General features: G+C 59.9%; 22 protein-coding genes. 7 read left to right on the plus strand and 15 right to left on the minus strand.

Translation table 11 applies throughout. The features are described from left to right. Positions 1-10: 10 nt before the first annotated feature. Entirely contained in the window at positions 11-1,525 is a 1,515-nt protein-coding gene (gene ilvA / locus LAB08_RS28835) for a threonine ammonia-lyase, biosynthetic (RefSeq protein ID WP_096514354.1), read from the minus strand. Between the two features lie 307 nt (positions 1,526-1,832). On the opposite strand from ilvA, the gene rpiA reads away from it, so the two are divergent. Continuing rightward, positions 1,833-2,504, plus strand: coding sequence for a ribose-5-phosphate isomerase RpiA (gene rpiA / locus LAB08_RS28840; protein ID WP_096514353.1), 672 nt, complete (start codon positions 1,833-1,835; stop codon positions 2,502-2,504). Positions 2,505-2,612: 108 nt separating this feature from the next. Here rpiA and LAB08_RS28845 read toward each other — a convergent pair whose 3' ends face one another. From LAB08_RS28845 to LAB08_RS28860, 4 genes are all read right to left on the minus strand, one after another. Then, entirely contained in the window at positions 2,613-3,530 is a 918-nt protein-coding gene (locus LAB08_RS28845) for an SdiA-regulated domain-containing protein (protein ID WP_096514352.1), read from the minus strand. 94 nt (positions 3,531-3,624) lie between these two features. After that, complete coding sequence (locus LAB08_RS28850) at positions 3,625-4,551, minus strand: SdiA-regulated domain-containing protein (protein ID WP_096514351.1); 927 nt, start codon at positions 4,549-4,551, stop codon at positions 3,625-3,627. A 240-nt stretch (positions 4,552-4,791) separates the two neighbouring features. Continuing rightward, positions 4,792-5,457, minus strand: coding sequence for a fumarylacetoacetate hydrolase family protein (locus LAB08_RS28855; protein ID WP_096514350.1), 666 nt, complete (start codon positions 5,455-5,457; stop codon positions 4,792-4,794). A gap of 37 nt (positions 5,458-5,494) precedes the next feature. Continuing rightward, positions 5,495-6,889, minus strand: coding sequence for an FAD-binding oxidoreductase (locus LAB08_RS28860; protein WP_096514349.1), 1,395 nt, complete (start codon positions 6,887-6,889; stop codon positions 5,495-5,497). Between the two features lie 205 nt (positions 6,890-7,094). On the opposite strand from LAB08_RS28860, the gene serA reads away from it, so the two are divergent. Beyond that, positions 7,095-8,324 (plus strand): phosphoglycerate dehydrogenase, encoded by a 1,230-nt coding sequence (gene serA / locus LAB08_RS28865; protein ID WP_077048552.1) that lies wholly within the window; start codon positions 7,095-7,097, stop codon positions 8,322-8,324. Between the two features lie 64 nt (positions 8,325-8,388). Here serA and LAB08_RS28870 read toward each other — a convergent pair whose 3' ends face one another. After that, the gene (locus LAB08_RS28870) at positions 8,389-8,814 is read right to left on the minus strand and encodes a DUF4399 domain-containing protein (RefSeq protein WP_096514347.1); all 426 of its coding nucleotides are present in this window, start codon (positions 8,812-8,814) and stop codon (positions 8,389-8,391) included. Positions 8,815-8,949: 135 nt separating this feature from the next. On the opposite strand from LAB08_RS28870, the gene LAB08_RS28875 reads away from it, so the two are divergent. After that, positions 8,950-9,534, plus strand: coding sequence for a transporter substrate-binding domain-containing protein (locus LAB08_RS28875; protein ID WP_096514346.1), 585 nt, complete (start codon positions 8,950-8,952; stop codon positions 9,532-9,534). Between the two features lie 123 nt (positions 9,535-9,657). Here LAB08_RS28875 and LAB08_RS28880 read toward each other — a convergent pair whose 3' ends face one another. Continuing rightward, on the minus strand, positions 9,658-10,143 hold the full coding sequence (locus LAB08_RS28880; RefSeq protein ID WP_096514345.1) for a 2-thiouracil desulfurase family protein: 486 nt from the start codon (positions 10,141-10,143) through the stop codon (positions 9,658-9,660). Between the two features lie 2 nt (positions 10,144-10,145). Further along, positions 10,146-10,778 (minus strand): 2OG-Fe(II) oxygenase, encoded by a 633-nt coding sequence (locus tag LAB08_RS28885; RefSeq protein ID WP_096514344.1) that lies wholly within the window; start codon positions 10,776-10,778, stop codon positions 10,146-10,148. A gap of 108 nt (positions 10,779-10,886) precedes the next feature. Between LAB08_RS28885 and LAB08_RS28890 the strand changes: the two genes are divergently transcribed. Continuing rightward, positions 10,887-11,630, plus strand: coding sequence for a DUF2059 domain-containing protein (locus LAB08_RS28890; RefSeq protein ID WP_096514343.1), 744 nt, complete (start codon positions 10,887-10,889; stop codon positions 11,628-11,630). A 132-nt stretch (positions 11,631-11,762) separates the two neighbouring features. On the opposite strand, the gene bipL is transcribed toward LAB08_RS28890, so the two are convergent. Then, positions 11,763-12,710, minus strand: coding sequence for a phospholipase BipL (gene bipL, locus LAB08_RS28895; protein WP_096514342.1), 948 nt, complete (start codon positions 12,708-12,710; stop codon positions 11,763-11,765). 96 nt (positions 12,711-12,806) lie between these two features. On the opposite strand from bipL, the gene LAB08_RS28900 reads away from it, so the two are divergent. Further along, the gene (locus LAB08_RS28900; protein ID WP_096514341.1) at positions 12,807-13,388 is read left to right on the plus strand and encodes a DUF6436 domain-containing protein; all 582 of its coding nucleotides are present in this window, start codon (positions 12,807-12,809) and stop codon (positions 13,386-13,388) included. A 111-nt stretch (positions 13,389-13,499) separates the two neighbouring features. Continuing rightward, positions 13,500-15,911 (plus strand): penicillin acylase family protein, encoded by a 2,412-nt coding sequence (locus LAB08_RS28905; protein ID WP_096514340.1) that lies wholly within the window; start codon positions 13,500-13,502, stop codon positions 15,909-15,911. A gap of 147 nt (positions 15,912-16,058) precedes the next feature. Here LAB08_RS28905 and LAB08_RS28910 read toward each other — a convergent pair whose 3' ends face one another. Continuing rightward, complete coding sequence (locus LAB08_RS28910) at positions 16,059-17,024, minus strand: GlxA family transcriptional regulator (protein ID WP_096514339.1); 966 nt, start codon at positions 17,022-17,024, stop codon at positions 16,059-16,061. A 334-nt stretch (positions 17,025-17,358) separates the two neighbouring features. Between LAB08_RS28910 and LAB08_RS28915 the strand changes: the two genes are divergently transcribed. Continuing rightward, positions 17,359-18,000 carry an HD domain-containing protein gene (locus LAB08_RS28915; protein WP_096514338.1) on the plus strand — a complete coding sequence of 214 codons (642 nt, stop codon included), beginning with the start codon at positions 17,359-17,361 and terminating at the stop codon, positions 17,998-18,000. Between the two features lie 143 nt (positions 18,001-18,143). On the opposite strand, the gene LAB08_RS28920 is transcribed toward LAB08_RS28915, so the two are convergent. From LAB08_RS28920 to LAB08_RS28940, 5 genes are all read right to left on the minus strand, one after another. Next, positions 18,144-19,034, minus strand: coding sequence for an ABC transporter permease subunit (locus LAB08_RS28920; protein ID WP_096514337.1), 891 nt, complete (start codon positions 19,032-19,034; stop codon positions 18,144-18,146). After that, positions 19,031-19,912 carry an ABC transporter permease subunit gene (locus tag LAB08_RS28925; protein ID WP_177435603.1) on the minus strand — a complete coding sequence of 294 codons (882 nt, stop codon included), beginning with the start codon at positions 19,910-19,912 and terminating at the stop codon, positions 19,031-19,033. Before LAB08_RS28925 ends, LAB08_RS28920 begins: the two co-directional genes overlap by 4 nt. 35 nt (positions 19,913-19,947) lie before the next feature. Next, positions 19,948-21,090, minus strand: a complete 1,143-nt coding sequence (locus tag LAB08_RS28930) for an ABC transporter ATP-binding protein (RefSeq protein ID WP_096514335.1) — start codon at positions 21,088-21,090, stop codon at positions 19,948-19,950. Between the two features lie 73 nt (positions 21,091-21,163). Continuing rightward, on the minus strand, positions 21,164-22,261 hold the full coding sequence (locus LAB08_RS28935) for a polyamine ABC transporter substrate-binding protein (protein ID WP_096514334.1): 1,098 nt from the start codon (positions 22,259-22,261) through the stop codon (positions 21,164-21,166). Positions 22,262-22,448: 187 nt separating this feature from the next. Then, on the minus strand, positions 22,449-23,558 hold the full coding sequence (locus LAB08_RS28940; protein ID WP_096514333.1) for a polyamine ABC transporter substrate-binding protein: 1,110 nt from the start codon (positions 23,556-23,558) through the stop codon (positions 22,449-22,451). Positions 23,559-23,727: the final 169 nt, after the last annotated feature.

Here is a 23,727-nt window from a genome sequence, read left to right on the forward strand (position 1 = left end):
GCGTAGCCGTTCAGCCAAGAAACAGCTGATAAGCCGGGTTGTCGCTCTCATCCCAGTACGGATAGCCGATTTCTTCCAGCGCCGCCGGCACCAGATGACGCTCGTCGTGAGGCACTTGCAAGCCGGCAACCACACGGCCATCCGCCGCACCATGGTTGCGGTAGTGGAACATCGAGATGTTCCAGCGCCCGCCGAGCTTGTTGAGGAAGTTGAACAGCGCTCCCGGACGCTCCGGGAACTCGAAGCGCAGGATCACTTCATCCACCACATGCGCCGCGCGACCGCCAACCATGTGGCGGATGTGCAGTTTGGCCAGTTCGTTATCCGTCAGGTCGACCACCGGGAAACCCTGCTCGCCGAGGCTGGCGATCAACGCACTGCGTGGGTCGGTGTCCGGATGCGTCTGCACGCCAACGAAGATGTGCGCTTCGCTGCCGGTGTTGTATCGGTAGTTGAACTCGGTGATCTGACGCTTGCCGATAGCTTCACAGAACGCCTTGAAGCTGCCCGGCTTCTCGGGAATGGTCACGGCGACAATGGCTTCGCGGCCCTCGCCCAGCTCGGCGCGCTCGGCCACGTGGCGCAGGCGATCGAAGTTGACGTTGGCACCGGAGTCGATGGCCACGAACGTGTGCCCGGTGACGCCGCGCTGTTCGACGTACTTCTTGATCCCGGCCACGCCCAGCGCACCGGCAGGCTCGGTGATCGAGCGGGTATCGTCGTAGATGTCCTTGATCGCCGCGCAGATTTCGTCAGTGCTGACGGTGATGACTTCATCGACATGGTCTTTGCAGATATCGAAGGTGTGCTGGCCGATCTGCGCCACCGCCACGCCGTCGGCAAAGATGCCCACGGTCGGCAGCACGACGCGCTCACCCGCGGCCATGGCCGCTTGCAGGCAATTCGAATCGTCCGGCTCGACGCCGATGATCTTGATGTCCGGGCGCAGGTATTTGACGTACGCCGCGATGCCGGCAATCAGCCCGCCGCCGCCCACCGGGACGAAAATCGCGTCCAGACGCCCCGGATGCTGACGCAGGATCTCCATGGCCACCGTGCCCTGCCCGGCAATGGTGTGGGGATCGTCATAGGGGTGAATGTAGACGTAGCCTTTTTCGTCGACCAGTTTCAGCGAATAGGCCAGGGCTTCCGGGAATGAATCGCCGTGCAGCACCACTTTGCCACCGCGCGAACGCACGCCTTCGACCTTGATCTCCGGGGTAGTCTTGGGCATGACGATGGTCGCCTTCACCCCCAATACTTTCGCCGCCAGGGCCAGGCCTTGTGCATGGTTGCCCGCAGAAGCCGTGACCACGCCACGGGCGCGCTCTTCATCGCTCAACTGGGTCAGCTTGTTGTACGCGCCGCGAATCTTGAACGAGAACACCGGCTGCAAGTCTTCGCGCTTGAGCCAAATTTCATTGCCCAGCCGCTCGGAGAGCTGACGGGCAGTCTGCAATGGGGTTTCTACGGCAACGTCATAAACGCGCGAGGTGAGGATCTTTTTGACGTACTGTTCAAGCATCGGAAAGCATCACTGAGCGGGTTGGGCAGGACCATGGAGTCTAACCCGGCTTTTGTCCGTACGACCACACTAAACCGGTGGTTTTAAGCCTCCGGAGGCAATCCTCACCTGTGGGAGCAAAGCTTGCTCGCGATGAGGCCATCACATTCAACAATAATGTTGGCTGCTCGATTGCTTTCGCGAGCAAGCTTTACTCCCACAGGGACCGCGTCGCTCTGCCACATCTGCCAATCGGGCAATGACCTTCCCCGCCCCGAAGCCTATAATGCCGGCCTTTCGTTCCCCTCTTCGGCACCTCGGAGCCCGCATGACCCAGGATCAACTCAAACAGGCAGTGGCTCAGGCCGCCGTCGACTTCATCCTCCCGAAACTCGACGACAAAAGCATCGTCGGGGTCGGCACCGGCTCCACCGCCAACTGCTTCATCGATGCCCTGGCACAACACAAGGGTGCCTTCGATGGCGCTGTCGCCAGTTCCGAAGCCACCGCCGCCCGCCTCAAGGGCCATGGCATCCCGGTGTACGAACTGAACACTGTCAGCGACCTGGAGTTCTACGTCGACGGCGCCGATGAAAGCGATGAGCACCTGAACCTGATCAAGGGCGGCGGCGCCGCACTGACCCGCGAGAAGATTGTCGCGGCGGTGGCCAAGACCTTCATCTGCATCGCCGACGCCAGCAAACTGGTACCGGTCCTCGGCAACTTCCCGCTGCCGGTGGAGGTCATTCCGATGGCCCGCAGTCACGTGGCCCGTCAACTGGTCAAGCTGGGTGGTGATCCGGTCTACCGTGAAGGCGTGCTGACCGACAACGGCAATATCATCCTTGATGTATTCAACATGGAAATCACCAACCCGGTGGAACTGGAAACGCAGATCAATGCGATCGTGGGCGTGGTCACCAACGGTTTGTTCGCGGCGCGTCCGGCGGACTTGCTGCTGCTGGGTACCAGTGAAGGTGTGAAGACCCTCAAGGCCTGACACCTGCCCTGTAGGAGCAAAGCTTGCTCGCGATAGCGGTATGTCTGGCACACCGCGTGATCGTTCATCGCGAGCAAGCTTTGCTCCCACAGGGATCGGTGGGGCGAGTTAGTTTTGTGCGGGTTTTTTGAAGATGTAAAACAGGTTCGGCTCGCTCACCAGGTACATCGTACCGTCGTCGTCCATGGCAATCCCCTCCGCCTGCGGCACGGCCTTTTGCAGCCCCTGACTCCCCTTGCTCAACGACAGGGTGCTCAGCGGTCGTCCGTCCACATCCAGCTCCAGAATCAGCCGTGACTCGTCGGACAGTGCCATCAAGTGACCGCTGCGCTCGTCATATTGCAGGCTCGACAGATCGCGCACGAACATCCCGGCATCACGCTTGGGGTTATTGATGACGTGCACCGCATAGGATTTTTCCGGATTGAAATGCGGAAAGCCGTGCACTTCATAGATCAGCATCGGGTCGCGTTCCTTGGCGACAAACAGGCGCTTGCCCACCGAGTCGTACGCCAACCCTTCAAACCCCTTGTTGCCGCTCGAGTGCACGCCGAGGGTGATCTGTTCAGCTTCGGCAGCATCCAGGAAGGTGGTGTCCCGCTCCAGATGAACCTTGATCAGCCGCTGCTGGTACTCGTCAGCGATGACGTAGGTGTCGGCACTGATGAATTCAACCGCTTCCGGATCGCCGAATCCGACCAGTGCAATACGACGCAGGATCTTGCCGTCGAGGGAAAGCTCGATCAGCTCGGAGTGCTTGTTGGTGACGGTGAACAGGCTTTTGCGCACCGGGTCATAGGTCAATGCTGAAACATCGTCGGTCAGACCTTCGATGACTTGCCCCTCCAACACCACCTGATACCGGTCCAGGCCAATGGATTGGTCATTCACCGGCTGCCAGAGCCTGTGCAGGTTAAACCAGCCACGCTCGAACAGACGCCCGTACTGGCCGACCGCGAGCAACACGATCAGCGCAATCATCGTCACGATGAACATCAGCGGCTTGGGGCGGGCAAATCGACGCATTGGGCAAGGCTCGGAATCGAAACAGGCGGATGAAATATCACGCCTGTCTGAACTGAAGCTTAATGGCTGGCAGCGCCTACAGGAATCACAGTGATTACTTCTGTTTTTCGTAGCGATAGAACAGGTTCGGCTCACTCACCATGTACAGCGTACCGGCTTCGTCCATGGCCACGCCTTCGGCGCGGGGAATGGTCTTTTTCAAACCATGGAAGCCGCCCAGCAAGGCGATGAAACTGACTTGCTCGCCCTTCTTGTCCAGCTCCAGCAACAGGTGGGAATCGGCGGACAGCACCAGCATGTGCCCGGTCCGTGGGTCGATGGCAAGGGCCGACAGATTGCGAACATCCAGTGCATGACTGGCCAGTTTGAGCTTGTCACCGCTAAGCGCCTTGCCGTCACTCTTCCAGGCAAACAACGCCGGTGGGCGCTCTTCACCCAGCAGCAGCTGTTGATTAGGCGAATCCCAGACGATGGCTTCGAACGCCTTGTTCTGGTCTTTCGAAGGTCCGAGATCGTATTTGGGGAAATTGGCGATGTTCAGCTCACGGGTATCGGCATCGACCTTGACGACAGTGATCAGGTGATCGCGCTCATCGACAATCGCCAGCAAACCGTTACCCAACACGGTCACCCCTTCAGGGTTGCTCCAGCCCACCAGGGGCATCTTGCGCAGCACATCGCCCTGCAAGGACAACTCGACCAGAAACGGATTCTTACCCATGACCGAAAACAGGGTTTTGGTCTGAGGATCGTAGGCCAGGTCAGAAGCCTCATCCTTTTCCATGCCCGGCAGCGGCTTGGCGTCGATCACCGCGTGATAATCCGGCAACCAGATACTCGCCTGGCGCTCGGCAGGACTTGCAAAGCGCTCCTTCACCCAAAGCACGCCACGATTGTCCCAATGCATGGCAAACGCAACGCCATAGGCGACAACCGCCACCAGGAAAAGCCAGACATACCACCGCAAGGCAAAGCGCGAGCGACGGGCAGATTTGAACATGGAGAGCGGTTGAGTGGCCATCAGGGAATGGGTTCCAGAAAGTCAGGCTAGGGGTAATAGCACAAACGGGGCAGGCTCATGCGCCAGAGGTCCGGGAATTATCCAGCCCCCCCGTGAAAAAATCGGGAAATGGCAACAATCACAAACCCCAATGTGGGAGCGAGCCTGCTCGCGAAGAGGCCGGCACATCCAACATTAACGCTGAATGACACACCGCTTTCGCGAGCAGGCTCGCTCCCACAGGGTTAGGCAGTGCCCAGACTAGCGAACGCTGCTGTTGAAACGGCTCGCGCCCGGCAGTTCCAGAACAATTTCATCGCCAACATTCAACGGGCCGACACCCACTGGCGTGCCGGTCAGAATCACGTCACCGGCCTGCAGCGAGAAGCAGCCGGCCATGTGCTGGATCATCGGCACGATCGGGTTGAGCATGGCGCTGCTGTTGCCATCCTGGCGGACTTCGCCGTTGATGGTCAGGCGGATGCCAATATCAGTCAGGTCGGTAAAGGTGCCAGGGGATACGAACGGGGCAATCACCGCCGCACCGTCGAAGGACTTGGCGATTTCCCAGGGCAGGCCCTTGGATTTCAGCTCGGCCTGCTTGTCACGCAGGGTCAGGTCCAGGGCCGGGGCGAAACCGGAGATGGCGTCAAGTACCTCTTCACGGCTCGGCTTGGTCGACAATGGCTTGCCGATCAGCACTGCGATTTCCGCTTCGTAATGCACCGAGCCACGTTCGGTCGGAATGCTGAAACCACCCTCCAGCGGCACGACGCAACTGCCCGGCTTGATGAACAGCAGCGGCTCGGTAGGTACCGGGTTGTCCAGTTCCTTGGCGTGTTCGGCGTAGTTACGGCCGATGCACACCACTTTCCCCAAGGGGAAGTGAATACGCGTACCGTCGACATACTGGTGCTGATAGCTCATGGACCGACTCCTGGTTCGTAGCGCTTAAATTCGAAAATCAAACAGCGAAAATCTTGCCCGGGTTCATGATGCCGTTCGGGTCGAACACCGCCTTGAGGGCTTTCATGTACTCGATCTCAACCGGGGAACGGCTGTAGGTCAAGTAATCACGCTTGGTCATGCCTACGCCGTGCTCGGCGGAGATCGAACCGTTGTACTTCTCGACGGTTTCGAACACCCACTTGTTGACGGTGGCGCATTTGGCGAAGAACTCGTCCTTGCTCAGGTTTTCCGGCTTGAGGATGTTCAAGTGCAGGTTGCCGTCGCCAATGTGGCCGAACCAGACGATTTCGAAATCCGGATAGTGTTCACCGACGATCGCGTCGATTTCCTTGAGGAATGCCGGCACTTTCGAGACAGTTACCGAAATGTCGTTCTTGTACGGCGTCCAGTGGGAAATGGTTTCGGAGATGTATTCGCGCAGTTTCCACAGGTTCTGCAGTTGCGTTTCGCTCTGGCTCATGACGCCGTCCAGCACCCAGCCCTGCTCCACGCAATGTTCGAAGGTCTCCAGGGCGTGGTTGGCCACTTCTTCGGTGGTCGCTTCGAATTCCAGCAAGGCGTAGAACGGGCAATCGGTTTCGAACGGCGCCGGCACGTCACCACGGCCCATGACTTTGGCCAGGGCTTTGTCGGAGAAGAATTCGAAGGCCGTCAGGTCGAGTTTGCTCTGAAAGGCGTGCAATACCGGCATGATCGCGTCGAAATCGGCAGTGCCGAGGACCATCGCGGTGAGGTTTTTCGGGGCGCGATCCAGACGCATGGTCGCTTCGACCACGAAACCCAGAGTACCTTCAGCGCCGATGAACAGCTGACGCATGTCGTAGCCGGTGGCGTTCTTGATCAGGTCGCGGTTGAGTTCAAGTACATCACCCTTGCCGGTGACCACTTTCATGCCGGCGACCCAGTTTCGGGTCATGCCGTAGCGAATCACCTTGATCCCGCCGGCATTGGTACCGATATTGCCGCCAATCTGGCTCGAACCAGCCGATGCGAAGTCCACCGGGTAGTACAGGCCCTTTTCCTCGGCCACGTTCTGCAGATGCTCGGTGACCACGCCCGGCTGACAAACGGCAGTGCGGTCAGTCAGGTTCACGTCGAGGATCTGGTTCATGTAGTCGAAGGAGACGACCACTTCGCCATTGGCTGCCACGGCAGCGGCGGAAAGACCGGTACGGCCACCGGACGGCACCAGCGCCACCTTGTGTTTATTGGCCCACAGGACAATCGCCTGGACCTGCTCGGTGGTCTTGGGGAACACGATGGCGGTCGGGGCCGGAGCGAAATGCTTGGTCCAATCCTTACCGTAAGCATTCAGGGAGTCGGCATCGGTCAGCACCTTGCCAGGCTCAACCAGGGTCTTCAGCTCATCAATCAGGGCAGGATTGGTCATCGACAGAACTCTCGAACAATTCATGGTCATCCTGAGAACGCTTCACGTCGCAGGAATGAGTGTTTAGCGGGGCGCATATGCTAGCATACCGACCCCGCAGCATAGTGCCCAACGGCTGTTCTGCGGCGACGGCTTTTCCTGCCGCTCGGGTCAGCGTCTGTTGACCATTTCCTGCCATTTTTCTCCGGGATACAGGTTTACGCAGATGAGCAAGACTTCTCTCGATAAGAGCAAGATCAAGTTCCTTCTTCTCGAAGGCGTCCACCAATCGGCTGTCGACGTCCTCAAGGCGGCGGGCTACACCAGCATCGAGTACCTCACAGGTTCTCTGCCGGAAGCCCAGCTCAAGGAAAAGATCGCTGATGCTCACTTCATCGGCATTCGCTCCCGCACTCAACTGACCGAAGAGATCTTCGATCACGCGAAGAAGCTGGTTGCGGTCGGTTGTTTCTGCATCGGCACCAACCAGGTCGACCTGGACGCGGCACGCGAGCGCGGTATCGCCGTGTTCAACGCACCGTACTCCAACACCCGCTCCGTTGCCGAGCTGGTACTGGCCGAAGCGATCCTGTTGCTGCGCGGCATCCCTGAGAAGAACGCTTCCTGCCACCGTGGCGGCTGGATCAAGAGCGCGGCCAACTCCTTCGAGATCCGCGGCAAGAAGCTGGGCATCGTCGGTTACGGCTCGATCGGTACTCAATTGTCGGTCCTGGCAGAAGGCCTGGGCATGCAGGTGTACTTCTACGACACCGTGACCAAGCTGCCACTGGGTAACGCCACCCAGGTCGGCAACCTGCACGAGCTGCTGGGCATGTCCGACATCGTGACCCTGCACGTTCCGGAAACCGCTGCCACCCAGTGGATGATCGGCGAGAAGGAAATCCGCGCCATCAAGAAAGGCGGCATCCTGATCAACGCCGCACGCGGCACCGTGGTCGAGCTGGACCACCTGGCCGCCGCCATCAAGGACAAGCACCTGATCGGCGCCGCCATCGACGTGTTCCCGGTGGAGCCTCGCTCCAACGACGAAGAGTTCGAAAGCCCGCTGCGTGGCCTGGACAACGTGATCCTGACCCCGCACATCGGTGGTTCCACCGCCGAGGCGCAGGCCAACATCGGTCTGGAAGTGGCCGAAAAACTGGTCAAGTACAGCGACAACGGTACTTCGGTATCGTCCGTGAACTTCCCGGAAGTGGCCCTGCCGGCTCACCCTGGCAAGCACCGCCTGCTGCACATCCACGAGAACATCCCGGGTGTGATGAGCGAGATCAACAAGGTCTTCGCCGAAAACGGTATCAACATCTCCGGTCAGTTCCTGCAGACCAACGAGAAAGTCGGTTACGTGGTGATCGACGTAGACGCCGAATACTCGGAACTGGCGCAAGAGAAGCTGCAACACGTCAACGGCACTATCCGTAGCCGCGTGTTGTTCTGACCGAGCGCGCTGCGCAATAAAAAGGGAGCTCTCAGGAGCTCCCTTTTTCATGCCGGCCGGAAAGTCATTTCACCGTGATGGTGATTTTTTCCGAGACGATCGGCGGGTCGAACGCCATGTGGTTCTTGTCACCCAGTTCCAGTTGCAAGGTGTGCGTGCCTGGCTTGAGCTCCAGTTCGGTTTCGGTCTGGGCCTTGCCGAAGTGCTTGTGGTTGTCATCTACAGGGATGGCAGCGCCCGCCGGAACAATGCTCTTGGCATCCACCAACAGATGGTGATGGCCGGTGTTCGGGGTGGCATCACCCGCAGGCGCCAGCGCAATGCCCTTGACTTCAAACTTGACCTTGAACTTGCCATCGACAACGGCACCGCTGGCCGGCTCGACGATGCTCACCGAAGCGCCAACAGGAGCCGGCGTGGCCGCACTGGCCAGCACCGAAACACCCATCAGCAGGCCAGCCAACGCAGCACGTGACATAAAGGTTTTCATTCTCTTCTCCAGTTTTTCCGTAAAATTCGCGTGACCATCACAACTTCATGGTCAATCGTTGTCGAAGGCACTCGACAACCATAGCAAAGCGAGCCTGAATCAAAGGGTCGCGATAAAAAATTCAAAGGAGTGACCATGCGCTTTCTGCCTGGCCTGATCTGCCTGCTACCCCTTTTGAGCCCTTTGGCTCACGCCGAACTGATTGACGACGTAAACGACCGCGGTGAATTGCGCATTGCCCTTGAGGCTAATACACCCCCCTTCAATTTCAAGGAAGACGGCAGTCTTGCAGGCTTTGAAGTCGAATTGGGTCAATTGCTGGCTAACGAACTGGATGTGCGCGCCGACTTTGTCGTCACCGACTCCGGCGATTTGTTGACCGGTGTTGAAAGCGGCAAGTACGACATCGCCATCAATCACATTGCAGAGACCCCGGCACTCAAGGATCGTTTCGACTTCAGCGAACCTTACATTCATGCCGATGCGCAATTGATTGCACAAAAGGACGAGCCGAAGTCAATGCTGCTGGTGCAGTCACTGACCGAAGACAAGCCGAAAGCCAGCGCGCCTGTGAGCCTGGCGATTCCGTTTCAGAAGGGGAACCCGGCGTTTCATGCCAGCCTGGAAAACGCGTTGCAGCGGATCAAGGCCGATGGCCGGCTCGAGGCGCTGGAACAGAAATGGTTTGGGGCGGATTCGGGTGCGGCACCGAACCCCTGAGCCGCGGGATAACCCTGCGGGAGCGAGCCTGCTCGCGAAAGCGGTGTGCCAGACAACATTGATGTCGACTGACACTACGCATTCGCGAGCAGGCTCGCTCCCACAGTAGTCTTGTGTGGGTCGTTAATTGAGTGCTGCCAGTGCCTGCGCCGCCTCAGCCAGTTCGAGTTCGCTGAAGACTTGAACGCCATTTCGCTTCAGAAGCGCCGCCGTCACCCCTTCGCCACTGACCTTCACGCCACTGAACGTCCCGTCGTAGGTCAGCCGATTGCCGCAGGACGGGCTGTTGGCCTTGAGGATGGCAATGCGGATGCCGTGCTTTTGCACCAGCGCCAGCGCCTGATAAGCCCCGGACAGAAACTGCGCACTGACGTCTTCGCCCTCGGTGGTGATCACCGATGCCTGCCCTTCCAGCACGTCGGCACCCTGCCCGCCCGGAATCTCCGCGGCTGCCCGTGGCGTCGGCAAACCGCCGGCGACTTCCGGGCACAGTGGCACGACCCGCCCTTCGTCGAGCCACCGCTGAAGCTGATCGAACGGCCCGCTGGCGCCGCCGTCATAGCGTACGCGGTGACCCAGCAGGCAGCGGCTTACAAGAATCTTGTGCATGATCAGAACGGCTCGTTGCCCCGACGCCGGAACCAGCCGGTCAACGACAGGCGTTCACGGGTCGCGGGCAGGACTTCATGGGGAACCTCTCCCGACAGGAATACCACCAGGCATCCACCTGTCGGCACCACATCGTATGGCACGTCTGCATCCAGGTACATGCGCAACTGACCGCCGTGCTCTGGCAGCCAGGCGTCGTTGAGATAGACCACCGCCGACACCATGCGCCGGTCGTCGTCGCGGAACCGGTCGACGTGTTTGAGGTAGAACGCACCGGGCGGGTACATCGCGAAATGGCTTTCGAAATCTTCCAGGCCCAGGAACAGGTCGCGATTCATCGCCTCGCGCAAGCTGTCCATCAATTGCAAATAACTGTCGCATGCCTCGGCCTGGCCGGGTTCGATCCACTGGATATGATCGCCGCGAATCCCCTCGCGGATCTCCGAGGAAGGTCCACGCCCCACCGCTGCCGGAGCCAGTTCGCCCTCGGCTGCACGTTTACGGCACTCGGCCGCCAGCGCCCGGGTCAGATCCAGAGGCAGGAAAATATTCTGCTGTGACCAGCCGTTGGCAGCCAGGTCATCGACGATTCGTAACAGCAGCGGGTGATCAGAAGGTATTTGCATGGCGCGCATAGTATTCCTGCGCCTGGAAATCCGACAGAGCCACGCAGCGGGTTGATACGAATTCTCGACAAGACTGTATGCCACACGGAGAATAGTCGCCTGCTGACAGGAGTCCCTATGCGCCGTTTGCTTCTCTCCCTGCTGATGTTCTGCGTTTTGCCCGCCTGGGCAGACGGCCACGACCAGTTGTACAAGGTCGCCGGCTGGCCGGAACAACGCGCGCATTTCAACGACGCCCTCTCGGCCGCGCAACAACGCTACCAAAGCAGCCTGCCACCGGCGGTGTTCCAGGCGTTGGTCAACAACAGCAATCAGCGCTTTGATCCCAAGGCGGTGGACCGGCGCGCCGAAGCACAGTTGCGCAAGAACCTCGCTGATCCCAAGCCCGCACTGGCGTTCTTTCAATCCCCGCTGGGCAAGAAAATCGTCGCCGCCGAGTTGCTCGCGACCCGCCGCGATCAACTGGCGAAAAACGCCAAGGGTTTGCCCAAGATGCAGGCCAGCGACAGTCGCCTGCTGATCATTGGCCACCTGGCGCAGGCGTTGCCTGCACGCGAGGCGGGCGCCGAAGTCAGCCTGGCGATTGCCGGTGTCGCCGCCGACAGCCTGAGCTCGATGATTCCCGGCCTGCTCGGCGCGGGCCAGGCCCAAGGCATGTTGAACGGGCAGCGCCAGCGCTTGATGGACCAGATCGGCAGCGACCTGAACAACACGTTGCTGTATGTCTATCGCGACCTGTCGGATGAAGAGCTGGAAGAGTTCGCCACCTTTGCCGAGTCGGCCGAGGGCAAGGCTTATTATCAGGCGGCACTGGCGGCGATCAAGGCGGGGTTGGCGGTGGGGCAGGCCAATCCCCAATAGTCTTCAGTGACAGTAAGGGCCTCATCGCGGGCAAGCCTTGCTCCCACAGTGGCCGGTGTGAATCCACAATATTGTGATCAACACATAAACCTGTGGGAGCAAGGCTTGCCCGCGATGAGGCCCTTATTGTCGCTAAAGATTCCTGCCCTTGATCCGCTTGGTCAAAAAACCGAAATACTCCCCCCTCAATACCGCCGCCTCATTCGCCAGGTGATGCCGCGCCTCAGGCAGCATCAATACCTGAGGCCGATCGAACTTCGCCCGCAGCACCTCAAGGTTGTGTTCCCAATCCACGGTCATGTCCGCCTGCCCCTGCACAATCAACGGTCGCCGGGGGCTGGCGGGTGCGGCTTCGACGCGTTTGATCCAGCGCGCCAACGCCCCGACCCACGCCGTCGGCAGTCGTAGTGGCTGCAAGGGGTCGGCCTGCAGGAACGGCAGGAAATCCGGGTCATTCGAATTTTCACTGAAACGCCGGGCGATGGCTTTGACGAATGGCCTGAGCAGGTAATAACTCAGTTGCGACCAGCCCCACGCCCGCGGCCGCACCAGCGGTGCCAACAGAATCACCTGGCCCTGGGCCGGACTGCTCGCCCCCGCATTCAACACATGGTCGATCACGATCGCGCCACCGGTGCTCTGTCCGCACAGGTGCCACGGTTGCGGCAGATCAAGTGAGCGCGCCTCGGCAAACAGGCCTAGCAGTGCGTCCTGGTACTCGGCGAAGTCCTTGATGCTCGCCCGCTCGCCACTGGACAGCCCATGCCCCGGCAAGTCGCAGGCGATCACCGCGAAGCCCTGCTCCAGCGCCCACTCGATCACATGCCGGTAGAGGCCGGTGTGATCATAAAAGCCATGGAAGACAAACAGCGTCGCCTTCACCCGCTCCGGCCACCAGACCTGGCTGACCAGGTCATAACCATCGACCTGAAAACGCCCCAGGCCACTGCGTACGTTTCGCGCAGCAAAATCCAGCCCGTAAAACCGCTGATAAGCCTGGGCCTCCGCTGACAACGGCTGCCCCTCGGCCAATGGCCGCAGGCTGGCGCGCAGGTGATCAGGGTCGAAGGTGACAGGCATGGGCGATTCCAGAGCACTAAACGGACTTTATGGACCTGCGATATTCATCTGTCGCGGCAAGCATGGCAAGCTAGCCGACCTTCGAGGAATGAACCCATGCGATCGCCCTTGCGCGCCACCCTGTTTGCCAGCCTGCTCGCCGTGGTGTGCGCCGGTGCGTTGTGGGCGGCCTACGACTGGTTCCAGGGGCGCTACCTGCGCGCATTCAGCGAGCACACCGCGCTGTTCTCCGGCGACCCGCTGCGCCTGCCCGACACGCTCGCCGGCCCGGGCGCCATCCGCCTCGTCCATTTCTGGGACCCGGCGTGCCCGTGCAATGTCGGCAATCAACAACACCTCAGTGAACTGGTCGAGCAATACGCCCCGCAGGGTGTTGAGTTCTACTCGGTGCAAAAACCCGGCAGCCATGGCCAGTTGCCGGGCAACTTGAGCCGCCTGAAAACCCTCAGCGTCCTGCCCGGCTCCGAGCAGGTCCCCGCCAGCCCCGCCGTGGCCATCTGGGATCGCAACGGCAAGCTGGCGTACTTCGGCCCCTACAGCGAAGGCCTGACCTGCAATTCCAGTAACAGTTTTATCGAGCCGATCCTGCAGGCGTTAAACGAAGGTCGCGCCGTGAGTGCCACGCACACACTGGCGGTAGGGTGTTACTGCCCTTGGCCGGCCGATACAGCCAGGTAGGGAAAAACGCGGCAATACGAATCCCTCCTACGGGCGATGGGCCAATTCGGTGAGCCGTGTTAAACAGTGGCACCAGGGAACTGCAGTCGCTCATAACAACAAGGAGTCACCATGAAACGTAGCCTGACCGCTCTCGGCTCGCTGATCGTCACGCTAGTCGCCGTTGGCGGCGGGTACGTCTACAGCAAGCAGCCGACACGCCAGGGCATGGTGGAACTGCAACACCTGCAAGGCTCGGTCACCGTGCGCTACGATGAACGCGGGATCCCGCATATCCGCGCCGAAAACGAACCCGACCTGTACCGTGCCCTGGGTTATGTCCATGCCCAGGATCGACTGTTCCAGATGGAAGTCCTGCGTCGCCTGGCCCGGGGTGAGCTGGCCGAGGTGCTCGGCCCGAAACTGCTCGACACCGACAAGCTGATGCGCAGCCTGCGCATTCGTGAACGCGCCGAAACCTATCTGGCGAATCTGGACAAGCAATCGCCCGCCTTCATCGCCATGCAAGCCTATCTGGATGGCATCAACCAGTATCAGGACAGCCACGCAAAACCCGTGGAGTTCGATGTGCTGGGCATTCAAAAACGCCCGTTCACCGCCCAGGACACCATCAGCATCGCCGGCTACATGGCCTACAGCTTTGCCGCGGCATTCCGTACCGAACCGTTGCTGACGTTCGTGCGCGATCAACTGGGTGCCGACTACCTCAACGTTTTCGATCTCGACTGGCAGCCCAACGGTGTGCTGGCGAACCGGCACAGCGGCGCCAAGCCGTCCCTGGCCAGCGCCGACTGGAAAGACCTCAACGCCCTCGCCCGCCTGAGCGAACAGGCACTGGCTGACAACGGCCTGCCTCAATTCGAAGGCAGCAACGCCTGGGTCGTGGCCGGCAGTCGAACCAAAAGCGGCAAGCCGTTGCTCGCAGGTGACCCGCACATCCGCTTTTCCGCGCCGTCGGTGTGGTACGAAGCGCAGCTCTCGGCGCCGGGCTTCGAACTCTACGGCCATTACCAGGCCTTGATGCCGTTCGCCTCGCTGGGCATGAACCGTGATTTCGGCTGGAGCATCACCATGTTTCAGAACGACGACCTCGACCTGATTGCCGAAAAGGTCAACCCGGACAATCCCAACCAAGTCTGGTACCGCGGCAAGTGGGTAGACATGGTGACCAGCGAACAGCAGATCGCGGTCAAGGGCCAGGCACCGGTAACCCTGACGTTGCGCCAGTCGCCCCACGGCCCGATCGTCAACGATGCGCTGGGCAACAGTGTCGGTAAAACGCCGATTGCCATGTGGTGGGGGTTTCTCGAAAGCCAGAACCCGATACTGGAAGGCTTCTACCAGCTCAACCGTGCCGACACCCTGGCCAAGGCGCGCAGCGCTGCAGCCAAGGTCCAGGCTCCCGGCCTGAATATCGTCTGGGCCAACGCCAAGGGTGACATCGGCTGGTGGGCGGCGGCGCAATTGCCCAAGCGTCCTGCCGGGGTACGCCCATGGTTCATCCTCGACGGCAGCAGCGCCGAGGCGGACAAGGAAGGTTTCTACCCGTTCAGCGCCAACCCGCAGGAAGAGAACCCGGCGCGGGGCTACATCGTCTCCGCCAACTTCCAGCCCGTGTCACCGACGGGCATGGAAATTCCCGGTTACTACAACCTGGCCGATCGTGGCCAGCAGCTCAACTATCAGCTCGGCGACAAGAGCATCAAGTGGGATCTGGAGTCCAGCCAGAGACTGCAACTGGGCACCACCACCGCTTACGGCCCGCGTCTGTTGGCACCCCTGCTGCCGGTGTTGCGTACGGTGGTGAGCGACCCTGCCGAGTTGAAACTGGTGGAGCAACTGGCCCAATGGAAAGGCGATTACCCACTCGATTCCACTAGCGCCACCGTGTTCAACCAGTTCCTGTTCAACCTGGCTGACGCGGCGATGCGCGATGAATTGGGCAACGATTTCTTCGAAACGCTGCTCTCGACCCGGGTAATCGATGCCGCGCTGCCGCGCCTGGCGGCGAACCCCGACTCACCGTGGTGGGACAACCGCAGTACCCTCGGCAAGGAAACCCGCGCCGATACGGTCAAGGTAGCGTGGCAGGCCAGCATCGCCCACCTCAAGGCCACCCTCGGCGCCGATTCCGCGCAATGGCAATGGGGCAACGCGCACACCCTGACCCATGGTCACCCGCTGGGCCAGCAAAAGCCGCTGGACCGGCTGTTCAACGTGGGCCCGTTCGCCGCCCCCGGCAGTCATGAAGTGCCAAACAACCTGTCGGCCAGGATCGGCCCGGCGCCGTGGCCGGTGACCTATGGCCCGTCGACCCGGCGCCTGATCGACTTCGCCGATCCGGCCCATAGCCTCACCGTCAACCCGGTAGGCCAGAGTGGCGTGCTGTTCGACCGTCACTATGAAGATCAGGCCGAGGCGTATATCGAAGGGGTGTACTACCAGGCGCATCTCAATGATGAAGAGGTGACGGCGAATACGCGCAGTACGTTGAAGCTGCTGCCGGCGCGTTCGGGGCAATAGATTTTTGTTGCCTGAGCTGACGCTTTAGCGAGCAGGCTCGCTCCCACAGTGGACCGGTGCTGCACACAAATTTTGTGTTCGCTGGCTATCTCATGTGGGAGCGAGCCTGCTCGCGAAGAAGCCCTGACTCACACCGCTGATTTCAGCTCAGACCATCGCCGCAAAGTTCTGCCTGAACTGCTGCGGCGTCACCCCCAGCCTGCGGTTGAACACGCTGCGCATATGCTGGGCATCACGAAATCCGCACTGGTACGCCACGGTCTTGAGCGGTGCGCCGGTGCTTTCCAGCATCACTCGCGCCGCATCCACCCTCGCCCGCTCGACGAATTCGGCCGGGGTGATTTTCGCTTCCCTGGCAAACACCCGGGAAAAATTGCGCGCACTCATGTTGGCAGCCTTGGCCAGGTCGGCGATGGTCAGGTCGCCGGTCAAGTTGGCCAATACGTAGTGCTGGACCATCGCCACGGCCGAGGTCGGCTCGGCGTGGGGTGTGAGGAACGGGCTGAACTGTGACTGGCCACCCGAGCGTTGCGTGAACACCACCAGCCGCTTGGCCACGCTCAGCGCCACGTCCGGCCCGTGATCGCGGCCCAGCAGGTACAACGACAAATCAATCCCCGCCGTGACACCGGCCGAGGTGTAGAGCTCGGCATCCTGCACGTACAAACGGTCGGCTTCGACCCGAGTCGTCGGGCACAGCGCGGCCAGCGTCGCGGCATCGCTCCAATGGGTGGTCACCGTCCGCCCCTCCAGCAATCCCGCCCGGGCAAGCATGAACGCGCCGTTGCAGATCGAACCAAAGCGCTGAGCCCGCGCGCAGGCATCACGCAGCCAGGCATCGAACGCGGCACCGAAATCCATGAAAGGCAACTGCGGTCCGCCGGCAACCAACAGCAGGTCCCAGGCCTGCAACGCATCGCTGAAATGTCGATGAGCACTCAGTGCCAGACCGTTGGAACACGCCATCACCCCGCGCTCCACGCCAATCACCTCCAGCCGATAGTGATCCTCTGGAGCGAGGAAACGATTGGCCTCGGAAAACACATCCATGGGTCCGGTAACGTCCAGTGACTGGACGCCGGCGAACACCACGATGGCGATGGTTTTACTCATGGTTCGAATTGCCTTCTAAGAATCACGCTGTGTGGCGAGGGAGCTTGCTCCCGTCGGGCTGCGAAGCGGCCCCATAAACCGCAAGCAAGTTCTTTCAGGAGCATCGCGATAGAGGGTTTACGACTGCTGCGCAGCCGAGCGGGAGCAAGCTCCCTCGCCACAAAAGCAGTTTACGGGCAGCAAACTTAGCCAATCCCCGACCAACAAGCGAGGCTGGCGCGATATGCATGCTCATTGGCCGGGATCGCAGCCATGGATCGATTGTCCGGTTTGGGGTGCCCGAACAGACTGGACACCTCAGCGCCGCCAAGGCGTTCACCACGAGGAAACGCCCATGACCACCATCATTGCCGGTATCAAAATCCCCGATAGCGCATTGGCCAAGGCCGCCACCGAATACATCCGCGACATCGAATCCGACTTGCTCTATCACCACTCGCGCCGGGTATTTCTATTCGGTGCGCTGAGCGGCGACCGCAAGCGACTGGCCTACAATCCGGAGCTGCTGTACATCGGCGCGATGTTCCATGACCTGGGTCTGGTAGAAGGTTACCGCAGCGACAACGAGCGTTTCGAAGTCGATGGCGCAAACGCCGCGGCGGCGTTCCTCAAGCCTTACGGATTCAGCGATGACGATATCGAGCAGGTCTGGCTGTCGATTGCCCTGCACACCACGCCGGGTGTGCCGCAACACCTGCGGCCGACCGTGGCGCTGGTGACCGCCGGCGTTGAGATGGATGTGCTGGGCATGGACTACGCAGCGTTTTCCACCGTGCAGCGCGAAGCGGTGGTGCATGCGCATCCACGGGGTGAAGGGTTCAAGGAGTGCATCATCTGCGCCTTCGCCGACGGCTTGCGCCATCGTCCGCAGACTACGTTCGGCAACGTGAAGACCGATGTGCTGATGGATCAGGAGCTGGGGTTCAAGCCGATGAACTTTGTCGAGGTCATCCGCAAATCCCCTTGGACTGTATAGAGCCAATGTGGGAGCGAGCCTGCTCGCGAAAGCGGTGCGTCAGACAACAATGATGTCGACTGATACTCCCTCTTCGCGAGCAGGCTCGCTCCCACAGTTTGGATTGGGTTGGCCACAGAAATGTGGTCAACCCAGTTTCAGGCTCAAGCCGCTTCCGGCGCCTGCGCGCGGCGCACGTCCGGTTGTTTCCAGGAATCGGCAGCGCCTTCTTCGATAGCCTGCTGAATCGCACGCTTGCGGCTTTCTTCGGCACGGCGGCTGAAGAACCACACCAGGAAGGTCATCAGCGATACCGCCAACAGAATCAGGCTGGCCACGGCGTTGATTTCCGGCTTCACGCCCAGGCGCACCGCGGAGAACACTTCCATCGGCAGGGTCGTGGACCCCGGACCCGACACGAAGCTCGCCAGTACCAGGTCATCCAGGGACAGGGCGAAAGACATCATGCCGCCAGCCCCCAGGGATGGCGCAATCATCGGGATGGTGATCAGGAAGAACACTTTCCACGGCTTCGCACCGAGGTCCATGGCCGCCTCTTCGATGGACAGGTCCAGCTCACGCAAGCGCGCCGACACCACCACCGCCACATACGCCGCACAGAACGTGGTGTGGGCGATCCAGATGGTCACGATGCCGCGTTCCTGTGGCCAACCGATCATCTGCGCCATGGCCACGAACAGCAGCAACAGCGACAGGCCGGTAATCACTTCCGGCATCACCAGTGGGGCAGTAACCAGGCCACCGAACAGCGTGCGGCCCTTGAAGCGGGTGATGCGGGTCAGGACGAACGCGGCCAGCGTTCCCAGCGCGACTGCCGCAACCGCCGTGTAGCAGGCGATTTCCAGCGAGCGCACCACCGACCCCATCAGTTGCGTATTGTCCATCAGGCCGACGTACCACTTGATCGACCAGCCGCCCCATACCGTCACCAGTTTCGAGGCGTTGAACGAGTAGATCACCAAAATCAGCATCGGCGCGTAGATGAACAGCAGACCCAGTACCAGCATCAGGCTGGAGAAACGGAAGCGCTTCATTCTTTACCCTCCATTTCCTTGGCCTGACTGCGGTTGAACAGGATGATCGGCACAATCAGGATCGCCAGCATCACCACCGCCAGGGCAGACGCCACCGGCCAGTCACGGTTGTTGAAGAACTCTTGCCAGAGCACTTTACCGATCATCAGGGTTTCCGGTCCGCCAAGCAGTTCAGGGATCACAAACTCACCCACCACCGGGATGAACACCAGCATGCAGCCGGCGACGATGCCGTTCTTGGACAACGGAATGGTGATTTTCCAGAAGCTGTTGAACGTGCTCGAACCCAGGTCCGACGCGGCTTCCAGCAAGCTATGGTCGTGCTTCACCAGGTTGGCGTACAGCGGCAGGATCATGAACGGCAGGTAGGAGTAAACCACACCGATATAAACCGCCAGGTTGGTGTTGAGGATCTGCAGCGGCTCGTTGATCCAGCCCATGCTCATCAGGAACCCGTTGAGCAGGCCGTTGTTGCTGAGGATGCCCATCCACGCGTAGACGCGGATCAGGATCGCGGTCCAGGTCGGCATCATGATCAGCAGCACCAGCACCGTTTGCAGCTCTTTGCGGGCGCTGGCGATGGCGTAGGCCATCGGGTAGCCGATCAGCAGGCAGAGGATGGTGCTGAAAAACGCCATCTTCAACGAGCCAAAGTACGCGGCGATGTACAACTCGTCGCCGGCCAGCATCGAGTAGTTGCCCAGGTTCAACAGAATCTGCAGCTTCTGCTCGGCGTAGTTGTAGATCTCGGTGTACGGAGGAATGGCTACGTCGGCTTCGGCGAAGCTGATCTTCAGGACGATGAAGAACGGCAACATGAAGAACATGAACAGCCAGATGAAGGGAACCCCGATGACCAGCTGGCGGCCACCGGGAATTATTCGATTGAGGCGGCGTTTGAGTTTGCGCATGTTCATGAGCGAAGTACCACGCCGCTGTCGTCTTCCCAGTACACGTAGACCTGGTCACCCCAGGTCGGACGTGTGCCGCGGCGTTCGGCGTTGGCGACGAAGGACTGGACGATCTTGCCGCTCGGCAGTTCGACGTAGAACACCGAGTGCCCGCCCAGATAAGCGATGTCGTGCACCTTGCCGCTGGACCAGTTGTATTCACAGGTCGGCTGGGTCGGGGTGACGATCAGTTTTTCCGGACGGATCGCGTAGGTCACGGACTTGTCCTGCACCGAGGTGCTGATGCCGTGGCCGACATAGATCTGGCGGTCCAGGTCCTTGCAGGTGATGGTCGCGTGGCCTTCGGCGTCGTCAATCACTTCGCCGTCGAAGATGTTGACGTTACCGATGAATTCACAGACCAGGCGACTGGTCGGGGTTTCGTAGATGTCGATCGGGCTGCCGATCTGGGCGATCCAGCCCAGGTGCATGATCGCGATGCGCTCGGCCATGGTCATGGCCTCTTCCTGGTCGTGGGTCACCATGACGCAGGTTACGCCGACGCGCTCGATGATCTCCACCAGCTCCAGTTGCATCTGCGAACGCAGCTTCTTGTCCAGTGCGCCCATCGGCTCATCGAGCAACAGCAGTTTCGGCCGCTTGGCCAGCGAACGGGCCAGGGCCACACGCTGACGCTGGCCACCGGACAACTGATGCGGCTTGCGCTTGGCGTACTGGCTCATTTGCACCAGCTTGAGCATATCGGCCACTCGCGCATCGATTTCAGCGGCGGGCAGCTTGTCCTGCTTGAGGCCGAAGGCGATGTTCTGCGCCACGGTCATGTGCGGGAACAGGGCGTAGGACTGGAACATCATGTTGATCGGCCGCTCGTAAGGCGGCATGTCGGTGATGTCTACGCCATCGAGGAAGATGCGCCCCTCCGTGGGCCGTTCGAAACCTGCGAGCATGCGCAGCAAGGTCGATTTGCCCGATCCCGAACCGCCGAGCAGGGCGAAAATTTCGCCTTTCTTGATTTCCAGGGACACATCGTCCACGGCAATCGTCTCGTCGAACTTCTTCGTGACCCGGTCGATTTTGACCAGCACCTGCTTAGGTGACTGGTCGCCCTCGAGGGCTTTCTTATAGGCGCCGGAGGCAACTGCCATTTACGAAACTCCCAAAAAAAAAGAGTGCAGTTCGCTCAAGGTGAGCCAACCTTGGATAGTTTGAGCCTTGAAGCTATTTACCCGACTTGACCGTGGTCCAGTTGCGGGTCATCAAGCGTTGAATCTTCGGTGGTAACTCGACGGACACGTAGGTCTTGTCGAGCACCTCTTGCGGTGGGTAAACCGCTTCGTCGGTGCGAATGGACTGTTCCATCAGTTTGTCCGACCCCGGGTTAGGGTTGGCATAGCCGACGTAATCGCTGACCTGGGCAATCACCTCAGGTTTCAGCAAATAGTTGATGAACGCGTGGGCCTCCTTGGGGTTGGCCGAGTCCTTCGGAATCGCCAGCATGTCGAACCAGAGTGCACCGCCTTCTTTCGGAATGGCGTAGGCGATGTTGATGCCTTTCTTGGCTTCCTGGGCACGGTTGCGGGCCTGGAAGATGTCGCCGGAGAACCCGACCGCCACGCAGATATCGCCGTTAGCCAGGTCGGTGATGTACTTGGACGAGTTGAAGTAGGTGACGTAGGGCCGCACGGCCAGCAACTTGGCGGTCGCCTTCTTGTAGTCTTCCTCGTTGGTGCTGTTGGCGTTCAGACCCATGTAGTTAAGGACCGTCGGCATCATTTCATCAGCGGAATCGAGGAACGCCACGCCGCATTTGTGCAGCTTCTTGATGTTCTCAGGTTCGAACAGCACGCTCCAGGAATCAATCTTGTCGACGCCCAGCACAGCCTTGATCTTGTCGACGTTGTAGCCAATGCCGTTGGTACCCCACAGGTACGGTACGGCGTAAAGGTTGCCCGGATCGTTCTGTTCCAGGCGCTTGAGCAATACCGGGTCGAGGTTCGAATAATTCGGCAACTTCGACTTGTCGAGTTTCTGGAAAGCCCCGGCCTTGATCTGTTTGCCAAGGAAGTGGTTGGACGGCACGACCACGTCGTACCCGGTATGCCCGGCCAACAACTTGCCTTCCAGGGTTTCGTTGGAGTCGAACACGTCATAGACCGGCTTGATCCCGGTCTCTTTCTGGAAGTCGGCCAGGGTGGACTCGCCGATGTAGTCGGACCAGTTATAAATATGCACGGTGCCGGCGGCCTGGACACTGACGGCAAGCGTCAGTCCGGCACCGAGCAACACGGCATTGCGCAACAAAGAAGAAATAGGCAAGTGGAGGTCCTCTAAAATTAGTTGGGCCCAAGTTGCCCCGCGTTACATGACAACCGTGATTGCCCAGCAACAAAACCGGCGCGCAACTTACCCTCGAAAAACCGTTCCAGCAAAACTTTTGTCATTTAATTCAACCTGTTGTCGCCATCGCCTGGATGACGACAACAGGCTATTGCATCAAACCGGCTTATTTACCGGATTTGATTTTGGTCCAGCTGCGGGTCATTTCACGCTGGGTCGCCGCTGGCAGGTCGGCGATGGCATACAACTTGGCCTGCACATCGGCCGGCGGGTAGATGCCTGGATCGCTGGTGATGTCTTTTTCCACCAGAGGTGTTGCCGCGGCGTTACCGTTCGGGAAGCGTACGGCGTTGGTGATACCGGCCATGACTTCAGGCTTCTGCAGGAAGGTCATGAACTTGTAGGCGCCTTCGACGTTCTCGGCATCCTTGGGAATGGCAACCATGTCGAAGAAGCTGCCCGCACCTTCTTTCGGAATGGCGTAGCTGACTTTCACCTTGTCACCGGCTTCGGCGGCACGGGACTTGGCCTGCTGCACGTCACCCGAGTAGCCAACCGCTACGCAGATGTTGCCGTTGGCCAGGTCGGAGATGTACTTGGACGAGTGGAAATAGGTGATCGATGGACGAATCTTGAGGAACAGGTCCTCGGCTTTCTTGATGTCTTCTTTCTTCTGGCTGTCGGTTGGCAGGCCAAGGTAGTGCAGCGCGACCGGGAGCATTTCGGTCGGCGAATCGAGGAAGCTCACACCGCAACCCTTGAGCTTGGCGATGTTTTCCGGCTTGAGCAGGACGTCCCAGGAGTCGATGGTGTCCACGCCCAGCGCAGCCTTGACCTTCTCCGGGTTGTAGCCGATGCCGATCGAGCCCCACATGTACGGGAAGGCGTGCTTGTTGCCAGGGTCGCTGACCGAAACGGCCTTGAGCAGATCCTGGTTCAGGTTTTTCCAGTTAGGCAGCTTGGACTGGTCCAGCTCCTGATAGACGCCGGCCTTGATCTGCTTGGCCAGGAAGTTGTTCGACGGTACGACCACGTCGTAGCCGGACTTGCCCGCCAGCAGCTTGGCTTCCAGGGTTTCGTTGCTGTCGAATACGTCGTAGACCACCTTGATCCCGGACTCTTTCTCGAAGTTCGCGATGGTGTCCGGAGCGATGTAGTCGGACCAGTTGTAAACGTGCAACACCTTGTCGTCCGCGTGCACTGCACCCGCCATCATGCCCGCAATGGACAGGGCGAGCAGAGTCTTGCCAGCAAGCTTTTTACCTAATGCCTTCATGCGTCATGCTCCAAATTTTTCTTTTTTTGAACCACTTTGTTCAGCGGCCGAACCCGGACAACTGGAACCGCGGCTAGTCTGGCAAGATCCGAGGCGGTCTTTCAAGGAAAGGCCGCCCTTTATGGCGACGCTGAGCGAAAGTTTCATACTCCCGCTCAGAGCCTAGCAC

The sequence above is a fragment of the Pseudomonas izuensis genome, assembly GCF_002356535.2.
Classification (GTDB): domain Bacteria; phylum Pseudomonadota; class Gammaproteobacteria; order Pseudomonadales; family Pseudomonadaceae; genus Aquipseudomonas; species Aquipseudomonas izuensis.

Coding starts and splice junctions, on each gene's coding strand:
- LAB08_RS28940 (WP_096514333.1), bottom strand. CDS start 23,558: ATGAAGGCATTAGGTAAAAAGCTTGCTGGCAAGACTCTGCTCGCCCTG.
- LAB08_RS28850 (WP_096514351.1), bottom strand. CDS start 4,551: ATGGCCACTCAACCGCTCTCCATGTTCAAATCTGCCCGTCGCTCGCGC.
- LAB08_RS28880 (WP_096514345.1), bottom strand. CDS start 10,143: ATGCACAAGATTCTTGTAAGCCGCTGCCTGCTGGGTCACCGCGTACGC.
- LAB08_RS28930 (WP_096514335.1), bottom strand. CDS start 21,090: ATGGCAGTTGCCTCCGGCGCCTATAAGAAAGCCCTCGAGGGCGACCAG.
- LAB08_RS28915 (WP_096514338.1), top strand. CDS start 17,359: ATGACCACCATCATTGCCGGTATCAAAATCCCCGATAGCGCATTGGCC.
- LAB08_RS28845 (WP_096514352.1), bottom strand. CDS start 3,530: ATGCGTCGATTTGCCCGCCCCAAGCCGCTGATGTTCATCGTGACGATG.
- LAB08_RS28920 (WP_096514337.1), bottom strand. CDS start 19,034: ATGAAGCGCTTCCGTTTCTCCAGCCTGATGCTGGTACTGGGTCTGCTG.
- LAB08_RS28870 (WP_096514347.1), bottom strand. CDS start 8,814: ATGAAAACCTTTATGTCACGTGCTGCGTTGGCTGGCCTGCTGATGGGT.
- LAB08_RS28885 (WP_096514344.1), bottom strand. CDS start 10,778: ATGCGCGCCATGCAAATACCTTCTGATCACCCGCTGCTGTTACGAATC.
- LAB08_RS28910 (WP_096514339.1), bottom strand. CDS start 17,024: ATGAGTAAAACCATCGCCATCGTGGTGTTCGCCGGCGTCCAGTCACTG.
- ilvA (WP_096514354.1), bottom strand. CDS start 1,525: ATGCTTGAACAGTACGTCAAAAAGATCCTCACCTCGCGCGTTTATGAC.
- rpiA (WP_096514353.1), top strand. CDS start 1,833: ATGACCCAGGATCAACTCAAACAGGCAGTGGCTCAGGCCGCCGTCGAC.
- LAB08_RS28900 (WP_096514341.1), top strand. CDS start 12,807: ATGCGATCGCCCTTGCGCGCCACCCTGTTTGCCAGCCTGCTCGCCGTG.
- LAB08_RS28860 (WP_096514349.1), bottom strand. CDS start 6,889: ATGACCAATCCTGCCCTGATTGATGAGCTGAAGACCCTGGTTGAGCCT.
- LAB08_RS28890 (WP_096514343.1), top strand. CDS start 10,887: ATGCGCCGTTTGCTTCTCTCCCTGCTGATGTTCTGCGTTTTGCCCGCC.
- bipL (WP_096514342.1), bottom strand. CDS start 12,710: ATGCCTGTCACCTTCGACCCTGATCACCTGCGCGCCAGCCTGCGGCCA.
- LAB08_RS28905 (WP_096514340.1), top strand. CDS start 13,500: ATGAAACGTAGCCTGACCGCTCTCGGCTCGCTGATCGTCACGCTAGTC.
- LAB08_RS28875 (WP_096514346.1), top strand. CDS start 8,950: ATGCGCTTTCTGCCTGGCCTGATCTGCCTGCTACCCCTTTTGAGCCCT.
- LAB08_RS28855 (WP_096514350.1), bottom strand. CDS start 5,457: ATGAGCTATCAGCACCAGTATGTCGACGGTACGCGTATTCACTTCCCC.
- serA (WP_077048552.1), top strand. CDS start 7,095: ATGAGCAAGACTTCTCTCGATAAGAGCAAGATCAAGTTCCTTCTTCTC.